This window comes from Streptomyces sp. McG3, assembly GCF_018619185.1.
GTDB lineage: Bacteria > Actinomycetota > Actinomycetes > Streptomycetales > Streptomycetaceae > Streptomyces.
The window spans coordinates 1-17,069 of the sequence record NZ_JAAXYC010000163.1 but is presented as its reverse complement, the minus strand read 5'-3'; the positions used below and the strand labels follow the sequence as shown (position 1 = coordinate 17,069).

The following is a 17,069-nucleotide window of genomic DNA, read 5'->3' as shown; positions in this document are numbered from 1 at the left end:
GCGCGTCGGCAGCGTCAGATGTGTATAGGAGACAGGGACGTGAACACGGCGCGGCTGGTCCGGGCCGCGCGGCGACAGGACGTCGTGCTGCGGCTCATCCCCCGCATCGGGGACTTCGTGGTGCCGGGGACGCCGGTGCTCGCCGTCCACGGCGGGTCCGTGCCGCCGCCGCGCCGGCTGCGGTACGCGGTCTCCGTCTCGGTGGAGCGGACCCTGCACCAGGATCTGGCGTTCGGGCTGCGTCAGCTCGCGGACATCGCGCTGCGGGCCCTGTCGACGTCCGTGAACGATCCGACCACCGCCGTGCAGTGCCTGGACCGGATCGTGCAGTTCCTCGCGGCCGTGGCGCACCTGCCGCTCGGCCCCGTCCATCACCGGGACCGGGACGGGCGGGTGCGCCTGGTGCAGGACGGTCCGGAGTGGGACGACCTGGTCGACCTCGCCTTCGAGGAGATCCGGTGGTGTGTCGCCGGCAGTCCCCAGGTGACGCGCCGGCTCATGGCGGGGCTGGACGACCTGCTGCTGCTCGTCCCGGAGGACCGTAGGAAGTCGCTGGTCAGGCATCGTGCGCTGCTCGTCCAGACGGTTGAGCGCACGGTGGCGGTAGCGGCCGACCGGGAGTTCGCCCTGCTGCCGGACCGGCAGGGCATCGGGTAGGGGCCGGACCGTGGTGAGCGGTGCGCCGGGCCCGCCGGAAGGACTCCGGCGGGCCCGGCTTCACCCGTCAGTCGCCGCAGCGGCCCTCGCGCAGCGAGTGCAGGTGCTCGCTCGACTTGCGGGCGAACGCGAGCGACTCGACCGGGTTGTCGTGCTCCGCCTGCCAGTGGTGGTAGGTCCGGCCGTGGTGGGTGCGCTTGGTGACCTTGGACAGGAACGTCTTGTAGTCGATGTCCCCGTCGCCCACGTCCGACATGCGGTAGCCGTCGCGGGTCGTCTCGTCGCGGACCCCGTCCTTGACGTGGAAGAGCGGGTAGCGGTTCGGGTGCTTCAGGACGTACTTCAGCGGGTCGAGCGGGGCGGGGCTGCCGTCCACACGCTTGCTGAAGCGGAACTGGGCGCAGTAGGCCCAGTAGATGTCCAGCTCCAGGTAGACGAGGTCCGGGTCGGTCTCGGCGAGCAGGACGTCGTAGAGGCGCACGTTCGGCTTGTCGGTCGCGAAGGAGAACTCCTCGGCGTGGTTGTGCTGGTAGAACTTCATGCCGCGCTTGCGGGCGGCCGCCCCGTAGGTGTTGAACTCCTCCGCGGCCCGCTTCCAGCCGTCGACCGTGGAGCCGTAGCGGAACGGGCCCGAGGCCGTGCCGATGTGCTTGAGGCCGAGCGCCTGGGCGTCGTCCAGGACCTTCTCCAGATTCTGGGCGAAGGTGTACGCGCCGGGGTTGTTGTCGTCGTAGTAGCCGACGTGGCTGCCGATCGGGTTGAGTCCGTGGTCCCGGGCCAGCCGCTTGAGCTGGGCCAGGGTGATGGGACCGGCCGAGCCCTGGGTGTAGCCCGCGAGTTCGATCTCGTCGTAGCCGTACTTCTCCAGTTCGGCGAAGACGGGCGCGAAGCCCAGCGTGGAGATCTGGTCGCGGAGGCTGTAGAGCTGGATGCCGAGGCGGCCGGGCGGCAGGACGGGCTTGCCCTTGCCGTGACCGTGGCCGTGCCCGTGGTCATGGCCGTGACCGTTGCCGTGTCCCTGGCCTCGGTCGCGGCTGTCGGCCTGGGCGCTCGCCGTGCCGATGATGGTGGCGGCGGTGGCTCCGGCGGCGACACCGAGGATGTTGCGGCGGCTCAGTCTGCGGGCGAGTTCGGTGTCCTTGGAGGTGCGGCTCATGTTCGGGTGTCTCCCTTGCTGACCTGACGGGGTGAGTGGTGCGGTGCCGGGCGCGTGACGGGGAATGTCAGTGCAGTCCGGCAAGCCGGAGGAGCAGGGACTTCACTTCGGTGGCCCTGACCCGGTCGGTGAACGCGTGGGGGGTGGAGCAGAGGATGAGCGGACCTTCGTCGTCGCTCTCGGGGAGGCGGCCGTGGCTGCCGCGAATAGGTGAGGGGTCCAGGGGGACGACCGCCATGCGGTAGCGCATGCCGAGCTTCTTGCGGGCGACCGCCGAGACGGCTTTGACCCGGACGTAGGGGTCCTGGGGGTCCATGAAGAGCTCGACGGGGTCGTAGCCGGGTTTGCGGTGGATCTCGACGAGCTGGGCGAAGTCGGGGGCGCGGGCGTCGTCGAGCCAGTAGTAGTACGTGAACCAGGCGTCCTTCTCCGCGACGGCGACCAGTTCGCCGGAGCGGGGGTGGTCCAGGTGGTGCGCCTTCTTGCCCTCGTCGTCGAGGAGCTGCTCGATGCCCGGCAGGTCCGCGAGGGCCGCCCGGGTCGCTTCCAGGTCCTCGGGGCGGCGTACGTAGATGTGGGCGAGCTGGTGGTCGGCGACGGCGAAGGCCCGGGAGGTCATCGGGTCCAGGTATTCCATGCCGTCCTGGGTGTGGACCTCCAGGAGGCCCGCCCGGCGCAGCGCGCGGTTGATGTCGACGGGCCGGTCGACGCGGGTGATGCCGTACTCGGAGAGGGCGACGACGGTGCGTCCCTCGGCGCGCGCGTCGGCCAGCATGGGAGCGATCGCCCGGTCCAGGTCGGCGGCGGCCCGGTGCGAGCGGGGGTCGTCGGGGCCGAAGCGCTGGAGGTCGTAGTCGAGGTGGGGCAGGTAGCAGAGGGCGAGGTCGGGGGTGCGGGTGGCGATGATGTGCCGGGTGGCGTCGATGATCCACTGGGAGGAGACGAGGTCGGCGCCGGGGCCCCAGAAGTGGAAGAGGGGGAAGGTGCCGAGCTTGTCGGTGAGTTCGTCGTGCAGGGCGGGGGGCCGGGTGTAGCAGTCGGGTTCCTTGCGGCCGTCGGCGTAGTAGACGGGGCGCGGGGTGACCGTCCAGTCGGTGTCGGCGCCCATCGCGTACCACCAGCAGATGTTGGCGACGGTGTAGCCGGGGTGGGCGCGGCGGGCCGCGTCCCACAGTTTGTCGCCCTCGACGAGTCCGTTGTGCTGGCGCCACAGCAGGACGTCGCCGAGCTCGCGGAAGTACCAGCCGTTGGCGACGATGCCGTGTTCGGCGGGCATCGTGCCGGTGAGGAAGGTCGACTGGGCCGCGCAGGTGACGGCCGGCAGCACGGTGGACAGCGGTGCCTGCGCGCCCTGCTCCCCCATCGCCCGGAGGTTCGGCATGTGGGCCAGGAGCTGTGGGGTGAGGCCGACGACGTCGAGGACCAGGAGCGGGGTGGGGCCGCCGGTCTCCTGTGCGGTTTCCGTGCCGGGTTCGGGAGCGCTCATGGCAGTTCCTTGAGGCCGAGGTCGACCAGGAGGTCGCGGGCGAGGGTGAGTTCGGCGGCGATGCCGTCGGCGAGCTGGGTACGGGTGCGGGGGCGCAGTTGGGCGGGCAGCGCCTGCCAGGTGTACGTCTCCACCTCCAGGTGCCGGGTCAGGGGCACGGGGCCGCCGACGAGCCGGGCGAGCGTGTCGCGGAGCACGGGCAGCGTCGAGGTCAGCGGGGGCGCCGGGGGGGCGTGGAGCGGTACGTGGAAGTGGGCACGCCAGGGGGTGGAGTCGGGCAGTGCCCGGCCGGTGACGGCTTCGTCGAGGTCGTCGGTGCCGCGCAGGCCGGCGGCGGTGCGGGTGCGGGTCTGGTGCAGGAAGCGGGGTTCGGCGAACGCGGCGAGCGCGGTGCGGACCTCGGGCAGGTGGGGGTGCTCGGCGTGCAGGGCCGCGGAGAGCTGGGACTTGACGACGCGGACGCCGGCGGCGGCCAGGGCGTCGAGTGCGGTTGCGGGGTCCTCGAACGAGGTCGCGAGGTGGCAGGTGTCGACGCAGATCCCGATCCGGTCGTGGGCCACGTCGGTGAGCGGGGCGATGGCGTCGGCGGTCGTCTCGACCGTGCAGCCCGGTTCCGGTTCGAGGCCGACGCGGATGGACTTGCCGGTCATCTCGGCCAGGGCGTCGAGGCGCTGGGCGAGTGTGGTGAGGGCGGCGCGTGCGGTGCGGGCCGCCTCGGGGTCGCCGTCGTAGGGGGTGCGCCAGGCGAGCGGCAGGGTGGAGATGGTGCCTTCGGTGGCGTCGTCCGGGAGGAGGGACGCCAGGAGGCGGGCGAGGTCGGTGGTGTGGGCGAGACGGTCGGGTTCGGTCCAGTCCGGTCGGTAGACCCGGTACTTGACCTCGTCGGCGCCGAATCCCTCGTAGGGGAAGCCGTTGAGGGTGACCACTTCCAGGCCGCGGCTGTCGAGTTCGGCGCGCAGTGCGCGGAGTTCGGCGGGGTCGTTGATCAGGGCCCGGGCCGCGTCCCGGGCGAGCCAGAGGCCGATGCCCAGCCGGTCCCGGCCGAGTCGGCGGCGGACGGGCTCGCAGTGGTCCCGGAGTTGGGCGCGGACACCGTCCAGGGTTTCGGCGGGGTGGACGTTGGTGCAGTACGAGAGGTGGACCGTCGAGCCGTCCGGGTGGCGGAAGCGCATGGCCGCCTCACTCCCCGCCGCGCAGGATGGAGTTGCCCTCGTGGAGTGGATCGGGGGCCGGGACGTCGAGGTGGAGGCGGCCGCTCTGGCCGTAGAAGGCGACCGGGTTGCGCCACAGCACCTGGTCGACGTCGTCCTCGGTGAAGCCGGCCTTCAGCATGGCGTCGGCGACCTTGCGGGTCTTGAGGGGGTCGCTCTTTCCCCAGTCGGCTGCCGAGTTGACGATCATCTTCTCGGTGCCGTGGCTCTGGAGGATGGTGACCATCCGGTCCTCGTCCATCTTGGTGTCCGGATAGATGGAGAATCCGGCCCAGCAGCCGCTGTCGGTGGCGGCCTTTACCGTTGTCTCATTGAGGTGATCGAGCAGGACGTGCTCCGGGGGGAGGTTCGATTCGCGGATGACGTCGATGGTGCGGTGCAGACCGGCGAGCTTGTCGCGGTGCGGGGTGTGGACGAGGGCCGGCAGCCCGTGGTCGGCGGCGAGCTGGAGCTGGGCGGCCAGGGCGTGGTCCTCGGCCGGGGTCATGGAGTCGTAGCCGATCTCGCCGACGGCGACGACCCCGTCCTTTTCGAGGTAGCGGGGCAGCGCGTCCAGGACGGGGGTGCAGCGGGGGTCGTTCGCCTCCTTGGGGTTGAGGGCGAGCGTGCAGTGGTGCGCGATGCCGTACTGCGAGGCGCGGAAGGGCTCCCAGCCGAGGAGCGCGTCGAAGTAGTCGAAGAAGCTGGCGGGCGAGGTGCGGGGCTGCCCGAGCCAGAAGGAGGGCTCGACCAGCGCACGGACCCCCGCGTCGTACATCGCCTGATAGTCGTCGGTGGTGCGGGAGGTCATGTGGATGTGGGGGTCGAAGATGCGCATCAGGACTCCTCCGTGGGGGCGGGGGCTGCGGGAGCTGCGGTCGGTGGGCCCTGGTGGGCGCCCTCGCCGGCCGGGGCGGTGAGGGACAGGGCGTGTCCGGTGGATGAGGGCCGGACACGCCCCGGCGCCTGGTGCGGCGCATCGCGAGGCGCTGGAACGTCCTCGTCGCGGAGCGATTCGGGCGTATCGGCAACGCCGCGAAGTGCCGTGCCAGGCGTCGTGGACCCGGTCCTGATCCGCCGGACATGCCCTAGGACCGTGCGCAGGTCTTCGGGGACGGCGCGGCCGGCGGCGGTGCGTTCGGCGGCGAAGTCGCCGAGCATGCGTGCGAGTTCGGCGTCCCCCGTGGCTCGTTCGCCGAGTCGGGCCACGGCCGTGATCGGCACTTCGGTGAACAGGCACTTCAGTACGGCGTGCCGCCAGGCGTGCGGGTCCAGGTGGTCGGCGGCGTAGGGGCCGACGGCCGCGGCGACCAGCCGGGTGTCGTTGGCGCGCAGGGCGTCCTCGACGAGCGGAAGGGCGGTGTCGCCGAGGTCGAGGCGGTGCAGGGTGAGCAGGACGGCGCGGCGTTCGGCGGCGGCGCCCTGTTCGTAGAGCCGGGTGACGGAGGGCAGCGTGGCGCGTGCCTCGACGAGCAGGAGGGAGCGTACGGAGTCGGCGTGCTCCCGTCCGCAGTGCCGGCCGGCGGCGGCGTAGCGCAGCTCCCACGGCGGGGAGGTGTACGGGCCGGGGGCGTCGGGCGTGGCGGCGTCGTGGGCGGCCTCGGCCAGCGCCTCGTCGAGCCAGGTCCGGGCGGCTCCGCCGAGTTCGGCGTCGAGTTCCTCGCGGGACTTCAGCACGGGGCGGCTCCCTGGGGTGCGGTACCGCGCGTCATGGCGTCGCGCAGGAAGTCGATCGAGGTGCGGGCCAGTTCGGGGCCCGCGTGGGAGTGGCGGGGCAGTTCGACGACGGTGAGGCCCCGGTAGTCCGATGCGGCCAGGGCGGCGAGCAGGGGTGGGAAGTCGATCTCCCCCTCGCCGAACGGGAGGTGTTCGTGGACTCCGCGCCGCATGTCCTCGATCTGGACGTGCCGGAGCCAGGGGGCGGACTGCTTGACGCACTCCAGGGGTGTCTCCTCCTCCAGGCACTGGCAGTGGCCGATGTCGAGGGTGAGGCCGAGCGGGCCCGGGTCGCCGAGCAGGGCGCGCAGGTGGTGGAAGTCGGCGAGGGTGGCGAGGAGGTGACCGGGTTCGGGCTCGATGGCGAGGGGAATGCCGGACCGGTCGGCGGCTTCGAGTACGGGGGCGAGCGCTTCGGTGAGCCGTTTCCACGCGGTGTCCGGCGAGGTGTCGGGCGGGGTGACGCCGCTGAAGCAGTGGACGGCGTGTGCGCCGAGTTCGGCGGCCACGTCGACGGCGCGGACCAGCAGCGCGGTGCGGGCGGCCCGGGCGTCGGGGTCCGGGTCGAGGAGGGAGGGGCCGTGCTTGCGGCGCGGGTCGAGGACGTAGCGGGCGCCGGTCTCCACGGTGACCCGGAGCCCGAGGGAGGTGAGCCGGCGCCGGACCTGGCGGGTGCGCTCGGAGAGGTCCGGGGCCATGGGGTCCAGGTGCATGTGGTCGAGGGTCAGGCCGACACCCTCGTAGCCGAGGTCGGCGAGCAGCCCGAGGGCGTCGTCGAGGCGGAGGTCGGTGAGCCCGTTGGTGCCGTATCCGAGGTGGAGGGTCATGTGAGGCTCACCTTCCGGGAGACGCTGCGGGCGAGGGGGACGAGGCCCATGACGGCGAGACCGGTGACGGGCGCCCCGGCGCGGGCGGCGAGAGCGGCCTGGAGCGGGATCATGGCCCGGATGCCTCCGCCGACCGCGCGCTGGGTCAGCGGCGGGGACGGGTTGAGCGCGGCGTGCAGGAGGGGCGGCCCGGCGGTACGGAGGTAGGCGCCGGTGAGCGCGATGACCAGGAGCCGGACGGGGTCGGTGACCTTTCCGAGCGGACCGGCGCCGAGACGCCGCGCCACGGCGACGGCGTAGGCGTTGGCCTCGGCGTCAGCGTTGACCTCGGAGTTGGTGTCGGGCCTCGTCGCACCGGGCCGGCCCGGGGTCTGTCCCCGGGGCTCCCGCAGCACCGCTGCCGCGAGTGCCGTCGTCGTGGCCAGCACCGCGAGCGGGGTGCCGGTGGAACCCCCCTGCGTCTCATGGCGCGATACGGCGGTGACGCCGTAGGTGTGGGCCCCGAGCACCAGGGCGGCGGGCAGGGCCGGCAGGGATGAGGTCAGGCCGCCGCGCGGCCCTGCCGGGGCCGCCGCTCCGGCAACGTTGTCGGGCCGGCCTCCCCCACCCGGCGTGCCGGCCCCGGTCACCGTCGCCGTGGCCGTCGCGCCCAGCAGCAGGTCCAGCGAGCGGGCCGCCGCCATGGCCGCCGGGCCCGCCTTCGTGTGCTTCAGGCGCAGGTCGTAGGCCCAGACCGTGGCGGCCAGGCCCGTGGCGACGGTCAGCGCGGGTCGGCCGGCCCGGGCCGCCAGGGCGAGGCCCGCAGCGGTCAGCACCCCGGCCGCGCCCAGGGCCGCCGCGGGGCTGATCCGGCCCGAGGGGATCGGGCGGTGCGGGCGGTCCACGGCGTCCTCGTCGCGGTCGGCCCAGTCGTTGAGGGCCATCCCGGCCTCGTACAGGCACAGGGACGCGCCGATCGCCAGGGCGGTGCCCCGGCCGGGCCGGCGGCCCACCGCGGCCGCGCCCGCCAGGGCGTCCCCGGGCACGGAGAACAGGGCGGAGACCCGCAGCAGTTCCGCCCAGGCCCGCAGCCGCTCCCGGGGCGCGCCCCGGTCGGACCGGGCCGGGCCGGCGTCCGCTCCCCGGTCCCCGTTCCGGCCCGTGGGGGGAGAGGGGAGCCTGTCCGGTGCGGGCGCAGTCCCGCCGGCACCGGACAGACGATCATCGGTCACGGCGGTCGTTCCCACGCCGCGTGCCACAGCGTTGCGCCGCCCGGCCGGGAGTACCGACAGGGCCGGGGCGAGAGCGGCCAGGAGGGCGTCCCGTCGCCACCTCACGCCTGGTCCCGCAGCCGCTCGGCGAAGGTGAGCAACGTGGCGTACTGCTCGGCGAGTGCCGCCGATGTGCCGCCGTCCGGGTCCTTGAAGTAGAAGCCGAGCTCCGGCAGGGGGCCGCTGATCCCCTTCTCGTGGGCGCGGGCGAGCAGCCGGGCCAGGTCCAGGACCAGCGGGGCCGCGAGCGCCGAGTCGCAGCCCTGCCAGATGGTCTGGAGGATCATGCGGGAGCCGAGGAAGCCGTCGAAGGCGATGTGGTCCCAGGCGGTCTTCCAGTCCCCCATCGCGGGCACGTCGTCGATGTGCACCTCGCCCTCGGGGGCGGTGCCGAAGGTGTCGGCGAGGACGCGTTCCTTGCCGGCGTTCTTGGCGGCCGCGGCCGCAGGATCGGCCAGCGCCGCTCCGTCCCCGCCGCCCAGCAGGTTCGACCCGGACCACGCCCGTACGGCGAGGGCGCGCTGGAGGAACATCGGGGCGAGTACGGAACGGAGCAGCGTCTGGCCGGTCTTGCCGTCGCGTCCGGCGTGGGGAAGTCCGCTGGAGGCGACGGTGTCGGTGAGCGCGGGGGTGCGCAGGCCGGTGGACGGGGTGAAGTTGGCGTAGGAGCAGCCGGCCCGCAGAGCGGCGGCCGCGTAGAGCGAGCTGGCGGGCAGCCGGGTGTCGTCGGGTCCTGGCGCGGGTTCGGTGGAGGCGACGTTGATGACGACGGTGCGGGCCAGGTTGTGGCGGTGGGCGAAGTCGGTGAGGTCGGCGGCGAAGGCGGCGATGAGTTCCTGGTCGGTGCGGGTGTCGCCGGGGAGCGGTCCGCCGGGGCGGATCTCCGCGTCGGCGGCGCCGAGTTCGGCGCGTACGGCTGAGGGCAGTCCGTGCGGCAGCACCCCGCCGTCGGCGAGGGCCTCGGCCCGCTTGGCGAGCGGGCAGTCCAGGGTGTCGTGGCCGCCGAAGACCAGGCTGGTCAGGGCGGGCAGGCCGCTGGCGGCGAAGGGGGGCGTCTCGGTGACCATGCCGGTCGGCGGGTGCAGGCCCGCGGCGATGGCGGCGCAGCCCGCGGTGGCGGTGGTCGCCACGGAGCCGCGTGCTCCGATGAACCAGACGCCGGTGCGGCCCGCGGCTCCGTGGGGGCCGGTGGCCTCCGAGGGGCTCGGGGCGTCGACGCGGCCTGGGGCGTCGGTTCGGCCTTGACGATCGGCGCGTGCGGTCACGGGCTGCCTCCCTGGGGGGATGTCGGGGGTGGAGGACGACGGGCGGGGGAAGGTGTGTGCTTCCCCCGCCCGTCGTCGGCAGAGGCGGCCGCCCTACTGCGAGGGCAGCTCCTTCAGTTGGATGTTGCGGAAGGACACCTGGTCGTCGGCTCCGTGGTTCTGGAGGCCGATGTAGCCGTCCTTCAGACTGCGGGCCGGGTCGGTGTTGGTGAAGTCGTTGATCTTCGCTCCGTTGAGGAAGATCTGCAGACGTTCGCCCTGGACCTTGATCTCGTAGCTGTTCCACTGTCCCGGCGGCCGCAGGACGCGGTCACGGGCCTTGATGTTGGCGGATTTGAAGGTGTAGACGGCGCCGGTGGTGCGGTCGGCGGCGTCCGTGGCGTCGATCTGGATCTCATACCCGTTGTTGACCGCCGACCACGGGTCGTCGGACTCCGGGAAGCCCACGAAGATTCCGGAGTTGTCGTCGCCGGTCATCTTCCAGTCGAGCTTCAGCGAGTACGACTTCAGCTCCTTGGCCTGGTAGGTGAGCAGGCCCATGCCGCCCTCGGAGTGCAGGGCGCCGTCGCTGACGGAGAACTTCCCCGGGCCCGCCTGCTTCCAGCCTTCCAGCGTCTTGCCGTTGAAGATGGGCCGGTAGTCCTTGTCCGGCTTGCAGTCGGCCTTGACCTGGCCGGTGGCGTAGCGCAGGCCGCCCAGCACGTGGCTGCGGAAGGCCGGCTCGGCGTAGGACTCCTTGGTGTGGCCGAGGCCGGTGTAGAAGGAGCGGCCGCCCTCGTAGGTCTGGCACCAGGAGATCGGGTGATCGCCCTTCATGTTGCCGCCGGTGTAGGTGGTCTCGTCCAGTGTGGCGAGGACCTTGGCCTTGTCCCGGGGGTTGGTGCCGTAGTTGTACCACTCGTCGGTGCGCTGCCACTCCTCGTCCAGGTGGGCGGTCGCGGGGTGGTCGTGGTCCTCGACGCGGACGGTGGCGGGCTGGATCTGCGGGTGGGAGTCGAAGTAGGCGCCGACGAGGCCGCCGTAGAACTCCCAGTCGTACTCGGTGTCGGCGGCCGCGTGGATGCCGACGTAACCGCCGCCGGTGGCGACGTAGTTCTCGAACGCCTTCTGCTGCTCGGCGTTGAGGACGTCACCGGTGGTGGAGAGGAACGCGACGGCGTCGTAGCGGGCCAGGTTGCTGGTGGTGAACTGGGCGGCGGACTCGGTGGAGTCGACCGTGATGTTGGTGTCCTTGCCGATCTCCTTCAGGGCCGCGATGCCCGTGGGGATCGAGTCGTGGCGGAAGCCGGCGGTCTTGGAGAAGACCAGGACGCGCTTGGCCGTCTTGTCGACGGGGGTGTTGGACAGTTCGAAGTCGTCGACGTCGTAGAGCGCTCCGTCGCCGCCCTTGAAGACCAGGAAGAGCTCGGTCTGCTTCTTGGGCGCTCCGCGCAGCGGGATGTCGATGTCCTGGAAGGTGTCCCAGCTGCCGGTCACCGGGACGGGTCCCGAACCGAGGATCTTGCCGGTGGGCGATCCGGTGCGCACTTCCAGGAAGCCGCCCGAACCGGCCGACGAGACGCGGGCGGTGAGCTTGGTGGTGCCGCCCAGGACGTACGTCTTGAAGGAGATCCAGTCGTCGTTGTGGATGTCGCCGACGGTCTTGCCGCCGTGCGCGCTCGACTTGCCCGGTGTGGTGACGCCGGAGGAGGCGTCGAAGTGCTCGGCCTGGCGGTGCTTGGGCTGGAGCCGGGAGGCGTCCTTGCCGGTCAGCTTGGCCTGGCCGCCACCGCCGTTGTCGGTGTAGGAGGCCGAGATGCCGCCGTAGATGTTGGCGTTGGGGTCGTGGCCGCCTTCCATGGCGGTCTTGATGGTGCCCTCGCAGCCGTGCTCGGTGGTGATGTCGTGGCCGTGGCTGTCGTGGCCCAGGGTGAACTTGACCTCGACCTTGGTGCAGTCGATGGTCCCGTCCTCCGGGTCGCTGACGTTCACCTTGAACGGCACGGAGTCACCGAACTCGAACAGCTGCCCGTCCTCGGGGAGCACCAGCTCCACGGTCGGGGCGGTGTTGCCGACGGTCACGTGGACGCTGGCGGAGCCGGTGCGGCCGGTGGGGTCCTCGGCGGTGAGGGTGGCGGTGTAGGTGCCGTTCTTCTTGTACGTGTGCGTCGGGTTGGCGGCGGTGGACCGGGAGCCGTCACCGAAGTCCCAGGCGTAGGTGAGCGGGTCCTCGTCGCCGTCGGCCGTGCCGGCAGAGGAGAACTTCACCTTGAGGGGTGCGGTGCCGGAGGTCTTGTTGGCCGCGGCCTCGGCGATGGGCGAGCGGCCTCCGGTGGCGTTCTCGATGCGGTAGAGCGCGGAGTTCTCGTCGCCGCCGAACCAGGCGAGGCCGTAGTCGAGGACGTACAGCGCCCCGTCGGGGCCGAAGGCCATGTCCATGATCTGTGTGCCGGACCAGGGCACGTCGTTGATCGACTGGACGCCGCCGTCGGCGTCCTGCTCGATGCGCTTGATCCACTGGCGGCCGAACTCACCGGCGAAGAAGTCGCCGTCGTAGGCCTCGGGGAACTTCACCGGGGAGTCCAGGTCCGCGTCGTAGCGGTAGACGGGCCCGCCCATCGGGGACTCGGAGCCGGTGCCGAACTCGGGCACGGAGCCACCGTCGTACGGGATCCACGCGGCCTCGGCCGGCGGCAGGTCGACGAGCCCGGTGTTGTGCGGGGACTCGTTCTTCGGGGCGGCGCAGTCGAAGGCGGCTCCCGATGCCTTGGTGCCGAAGTCGTAGTCGATGTACGGCTCGTTGTCGCCGACGCAGAAGGGCCAGCCGAAGTTGGCGGCCTTCGTCACCTTGGCGAACTCGACCTTGCCGGAAGGTCCGCGCTTGGGGTCGGCCGCGCCGGCGTCGGGACCGTAGTCGCCGACGTACACGGTGCCGGTGGCCTGGTCGACGGAGAAGCGGAAGGGGTTGCGGAAGCCCATCGCGTAGATCTCGGGGCGCGTCTTGTCCGTCCCGGGCGCGAAGAGGTTCCCCTCCGGAACGGTGTACGAGCCGTCCTCGGCGACCTTGATGCGCAGGATCTTGCCGCGCAGGTCGTTGGTGTTGCCCGAGGTGCGACGGGCGTCGAACGCCGGGTTGCGGTCGGGGCGTTCGTCGATCGGGGTGAAGCCGTCGGAGGCGAAGGGGTTGGTGTCGTCGCCGGTGGAGAGGTAGAGGTTGCCCTCGGCGTCGAAGTCGATGTCGCCGCCGACGTGGCAGCAGGTGCCGCGCGAGGTGGCGACGTCCAGGACCTTCTTCTCACTGGCGGTGTCGAGGGTGCCGTCCTCGTTGAGGACGAAGCGGGAGAGCCGGTTGACGCCCTCGAACTTCGCGAAGTCGGCTGCGGTGCCGGTCTCCGGGGCGTCGCCCGCGGGGGTGTCCATCGGCGGTGCGTAGAAGAGGTAGATCGCGCGGTTCTCGGCGAAGTCGGGGTCGACGCCGACGCCTTGGAGGCCTTCCTCGTCGTGCGTGTACACGGGGAGGGTGCCGGAGACCCGGGTGTTGCCGGCGCTGTCGGTGATCCGCAGCTCGCCGCTGCGCGAGGTGTGCAGCACGCTGCGGTCCGGGAGGACGGCGAGCGACATGGGCTCGCCGGTCTCCTCGGCGCCCTTGGCCAGGGTGACCTGCTGGAAGTCCTCCGCCACGGGCTCGTCGTGCCCGGGGTGTCCCGGATGGGCGGTGGCACCGGGGGCGGAGCCAAGGGTCAGGGTGGCGGCGGCGAGCAGGCCGCCGGTGAACAGCGCGAGCGATTTACGGACGCGGGTCCGGGCCAGGAGCCGCTTTCTGGTTCTGTGCACGTAGGTCCTCCGGAGAGTGCCGGTTGTACGGGCGGGTGTAGCCGTGCCGTGCCGCGCGGGGACTGCCGCGCATGCGTCACCGGGGACGGGAGCGACCCCGGTGACGCGAGTCATGTCGTGTACACGAAATGGACGGTAGACCTGTTCGTCCTCGACGGAAAGCCCTTGTGCAAGAGGTAAGTCGAACTTCTGCTTCCGCCAGGACAAAGGAGTTTCCGGGCAGCGCGAGGCAGCCCCGGGGGCGGGGAGCCGTGAGCGGGATCATGCCCCCGGGGCTGGGTCGCCCCTGCTACTCGCCGCCGCCGAAGGCCGCGTCGAAGGAGGCCGACGGCGGGTCGAAGTCGAACCGCTTGAGGCTGGCGAGCGCTTCCGGGGCGCCGGTCAGCCGGTCCATGCCGGCGTCCTCCCACTCCACGGAGACCGGGCCCTCGTAGCCGATGGACCGGAGCATCCGGAAGACGTCCTCCCAGGGCACGTCACCGTGACCGGCGGAGACGAAGTCCCAGCCGCGCCGGGGGTCGCCCCACGGCAGGTGCGAGCCGAGGCGCCCGTTGCGGCCGTCGAGGCGCTTGCGGGCCTCCTTGCAGTCCACGTGGTAGATCCGGTCGCGGAAGTCGTAGAGGAAGTTGACCGGGTCCAGGTCCTGCCAGACGAAGTGGCTCGGGTCGAAGTTCAGCCCGAACGCGGGCCGGTGGTCCACCGCTTCCAGGGCGCGCTTGGTGGTCCAGTAGTCGTACGCGATCTCGCTCGGGTGCACCTCGTGGGCGAAGCGCACCCCTTCGGCGTCGAAGACGTCCAGGATCGGGTTCCAGCGCTCGGCGAAGTCCTCGTAGCCCCGCTCGATCATGTGCGGCGGGACGGGCGGGAACATCGCGACGAGGTGCCAGATCGAGGAGCCGGTGAACCCGATGACCGTGTCCACCCCGAAGGCGGCGGCCGCCCGGGCGGTGTCCGCGATCTCGGCGGCGGCCCGCTGCCGTACGCCCTCGGGCTCGCCGTCGCCCCAGATGCGGCCGGGCAGGATGCCCTGATGGCGTTCGTCGATCGGGTTGTCGCAGACGGCCTGGCCGACCAGGTGGTTGGAGATCGCGAAGCACTTCAGCCCGTACTTGTCGAGCAGTTGGTGCCTGGTGTCCAGGTATCCGGGGTCGGACAGCGCCTTGTCGACCTCGAAGTGGTCTCCCCAGCAGGCGAGTTCGAGACCGTCGTAGCCGAAGTCCCGGGCGTGCTTGCAGACCTCCTCCAGCGGAAGGTCGGCCCACTGGCCGGTGAACAGGGTGAAGGGGCGGGGCATGAGCGGCAGCCTCCTAGGACGAGGACGGGACCGGGGTGTGTACGGAGTTCTTGGCGGCGCTCTCCTCCACGGCGGCGAGCACCCGCTGCACCTGGAGGCCGTCCGCGAACGACGGTACGGGGGAGACGCCTTCGGCGATCGTGCGCACCACGTCGCGGGCCTGGTGGACGAAGGTGTGCTCGTAGCCGAGGGCGTGACCCGGGGGCCACCATGCCTCCAGGTAGGGGTGCTCGGGTTCGGTGACGAGGATGCGGCGGAAGCCCGCGGTGGCGGCGGGTTCGGTGTGGTCGTGGAAGGACAGCTCGTTGAGCCGTTCCAGGTCGAAGGCGAGGGAGCCCAGCTCCCCGTTGATCTCCAGACGCAGGGCGTTCTTGCGTCCCGCCGCCATCCGGGTCGCCTCGAAGGAGGCCAGTGCTCCGGAGGCGAGGCGGCCGGTGAAGATCGCCGCGTCGTCGACGGTCACCTCGCCCCGCTCCACCGTGTCGGCGCTGCCGGAGAGCCCGGCGGACGCCCCGGCGAGCAGGGGCCGCTCCCGTACGAAGGTCTCGGCCACGGCCGACACCCCGGTGAGCAGTTCGCCCGAAAGGTACTGGGCGAGGTCGACGATGTGGGCGCCGAGGTCCCCGAGCGCGCCGGACCCGGCCTGTTCGCGCTTGAGCCGCCAGGTGAGCGGCGAGGCCGGGTCCACCAGCCAGTCCTGGAGGTAGGTGGCGCGCACATGGCGCAGGGGGCCGAGCCGGCCCTCGGCGATGAGCTGGCGGGCGAAGGAGATCGCGGGCACCTTGCGGTAGTTGAAGCCCACCATCGCCACCTGCCCGCGGGCGGCGGCCGCCTCGGCGGCGCGGACCATCGCCTCCGCCTCGGCGACGGTGTTGGCGAGCGGCTTCTCGCACAGGACGTGCTTGCCCGCCTCCAGGGCGGCGATGGCGATCTCCGCATGGCTGTCGCCGGGGGTGCAGATGTCGATCAGCTGGACATCGTCCCGGGCGATCAGGGCCCGCCAGTCGGTCTCCGCGGCCGCCCAGCCGTGCCGGGCCGCGGCGGCGTCCACCGCCGCACGGTCGCGTCCGCAGATCGCGGCGAGAGCGGGTCGCAGAGGCAGGTCGAAGACGTGTCCCGCGGTGCGCCAGCCCTGCGAGTGGGCGGCGCCCATGAACGCGTATCCGACCATGCCGACCCCGAGCGTTCCCGGCGCCTCCCGCGGCGAAGGTGCTGGGGCTTGCGTTTCCGTCTCTTGACTACGGGCCATGCGGACTTCCTCCTCATCGGTGTGCGGTAACGGGCCGGGGGATGCGCTCTCCGCATCCCCCGGAGTCCCGGTCAGTTGAAGCCCGTCGGCAGGTACTGGTCGATGTTGTCCTTCGTCACGACCGCGGAGTACAGGGTCAGGGAGGTCGGGATCTCCATCTCGGAGAGGCCGCTGACGCCCTTGCTCTGGCCCAGGGCCCGTGCCAGGTCGATCGCGGACGCGGCCATCGTCGGCGGGTAGAGGACGGTGGCCTTGATCACCGAGTTGTCGGCCTTGATGGCGTCCATCGCGGACTTGGCGCCGGCGCCGCCGACCATGATGAACTCGTCGCGGCCCGCCTGCTGGATGGCGCGGAGCGCACCGACGCCCTGGTCGTCGTCGTGGTTCCACAGGGCGTCGAACTGCTTCTGCGCCTGGAGGAGTTGCGCCATCTTGGCCTGGCCGGACTCGACGGTGAAGTCGGCCGCCTGACGGGCCACCAGCTTGATGTTGGAGTAGTTCTTCAGGGCGTCGGCGAAGCCCTGGCTGCGCTGCTTGGTCAGCTCCAGGTTGTCGATCCCGGCGAGCTCGACGACCTTGGCGTTGGGCTTGTCCTTGAGCTGCTCGCCGATGTAGTGACCGGCGTTGAGGCCCATGCCGTAGTTGTCGCCGCCGACCCAGCAGCGGTACGCCTGCGGTGAGGCGAAGATGCGGTCCAGGTTGACGACGGGGATGCCCGCCTTCATCGCCTCCAGGCCGACCTGGGTGAGGGCCTTGCCGTCGGCGGGGAGGACGACGAGGACGTCGACCTTCTTGTTGATGAGGGTCTTGACCTGGCCGATCTGGGCGGCCGTGTCGTTGGAGCCCTCGGTGATCTCCAGAGTGACGTCGGAGTACGTCTCCGCCCGGGACTTGGCGTTCACGTTGATCGCGTTGAGCCAGCCGTGGTCGGCCTGCGGTCCGGCGAAGCCGATGGTGACGGCCTTGCCCGGCTTGTCGTCGGCGGGGGCGCTCTTGGCGGCGGACTCGGTCTTCTTGGGCTCGTTGCTGGTACAGGCGGTGAGCAGCGCGCCCGCGGAGACGGCGGCGGTTCCGAACAGCAGCCCTCTGCGGCTGGTTTCTGGCATGACGGTCTGACCCTTCATCCGGTGGGTGCTACGAGGTGCGGGTGCGGGGGGTTCGTATCG

Annotated in this window: 13 protein-coding genes; 1 reads left to right on the top strand and 12 read right to left on the bottom strand. The window is 71.7% G+C overall.

Features of this window, described 5'->3' with window-relative positions:
* A partial coding sequence (locus tag HET64_RS24060; RefSeq protein WP_215108816.1) for a DUF2254 family protein occupies positions 1 to 657 on the top strand: 657 nt, incomplete at its 5' end.
* 67 nt (positions 658 to 724) lie between these two features.
* Here HET64_RS24060 and HET64_RS24055 read toward each other — a convergent pair.
* The 12 genes from HET64_RS24055 to HET64_RS23995 all read right to left on the bottom strand — a co-directional run bounded on the left by HET64_RS24055 (position 725) and on the right by HET64_RS23995 (position 17,009).
* Complete coding sequence (locus tag HET64_RS24055; protein ID WP_215108814.1) at positions 725 to 1,813, bottom strand: sugar phosphate isomerase/epimerase; 1,089 nt, start codon at positions 1,811 to 1,813, stop codon at positions 725 to 727.
* Positions 1,814 to 1,880: 67 nt separating this feature from the next.
* Positions 1,881 to 3,299 (bottom strand): nucleotide pyrophosphatase/phosphodiesterase family protein, encoded by a 1,419-nt coding sequence (locus tag HET64_RS24050; RefSeq protein WP_215108812.1) that lies wholly within the window; start codon positions 3,297 to 3,299, stop codon positions 1,881 to 1,883.
* Positions 3,296 to 4,471, bottom strand: coding sequence for a metabolite traffic protein EboE (gene eboE / locus HET64_RS24045; RefSeq protein WP_215108810.1), 1,176 nt, complete (start codon positions 4,469 to 4,471; stop codon positions 3,296 to 3,298). Before eboE ends, HET64_RS24050 begins: the two co-directional genes overlap by 4 nt.
* A 7-nt stretch (positions 4,472 to 4,478) precedes the next feature.
* Positions 4,479 to 5,327 (bottom strand): TatD family hydrolase, encoded by an 849-nt coding sequence (locus HET64_RS24040; protein WP_215108809.1) that lies wholly within the window; start codon positions 5,325 to 5,327, stop codon positions 4,479 to 4,481.
* On the bottom strand, positions 5,327 to 6,166 hold the full coding sequence (locus HET64_RS24030; protein WP_308370342.1) for an EboA domain-containing protein: 840 nt from the start codon (positions 6,164 to 6,166) through the stop codon (positions 5,327 to 5,329). Before HET64_RS24030 ends, HET64_RS24040 begins: the two co-directional genes overlap by 1 nt.
* On the bottom strand, positions 6,160 to 7,032 hold the full coding sequence (locus HET64_RS24025) for a sugar phosphate isomerase/epimerase (protein WP_215108806.1): 873 nt from the start codon (positions 7,030 to 7,032) through the stop codon (positions 6,160 to 6,162). The genes HET64_RS24030 and HET64_RS24025 overlap by 7 nt, the downstream gene beginning before the upstream one ends.
* A complete protein-coding gene (locus tag HET64_RS24020) occupies positions 7,029 to 8,348 on the bottom strand; it encodes an SCO3242 family prenyltransferase (RefSeq protein WP_215108804.1) in 1,320 nt (439 codons plus the stop codon). Before HET64_RS24020 ends, HET64_RS24025 begins: the two co-directional genes overlap by 4 nt.
* Positions 8,345 to 9,547 (bottom strand): inositol-3-phosphate synthase, encoded by a 1,203-nt coding sequence (locus HET64_RS24015; protein ID WP_215108803.1) that lies wholly within the window; start codon positions 9,545 to 9,547, stop codon positions 8,345 to 8,347. Before HET64_RS24015 ends, HET64_RS24020 begins: the two co-directional genes overlap by 4 nt.
* A gap of 93 nt (positions 9,548 to 9,640) precedes the next feature.
* On the bottom strand, positions 9,641 to 13,360 hold the full coding sequence (locus tag HET64_RS24010; RefSeq protein WP_215108802.1) for a ThuA domain-containing protein: 3,720 nt from the start codon (positions 13,358 to 13,360) through the stop codon (positions 9,641 to 9,643).
* A 289-nt stretch (positions 13,361 to 13,649) separates the two neighbouring features.
* Entirely contained in the window at positions 13,650 to 14,654 is a 1,005-nt protein-coding gene (locus HET64_RS24005) for a sugar phosphate isomerase/epimerase (RefSeq protein ID WP_215108801.1), read from the bottom strand.
* Positions 14,655 to 14,667: 13 nt separating this feature from the next.
* Positions 14,668 to 15,903 (bottom strand): Gfo/Idh/MocA family protein, encoded by a 1,236-nt coding sequence (locus HET64_RS24000; protein WP_215108800.1) that lies wholly within the window; start codon positions 15,901 to 15,903, stop codon positions 14,668 to 14,670.
* Positions 15,904 to 15,974: 71 nt separating this feature from the next.
* Entirely contained in the window at positions 15,975 to 17,009 is a 1,035-nt protein-coding gene (locus HET64_RS23995) for a substrate-binding domain-containing protein (protein ID WP_215108799.1), read from the bottom strand.
* Between the last annotated feature and the right edge of the window lie 60 nt (positions 17,010 to 17,069).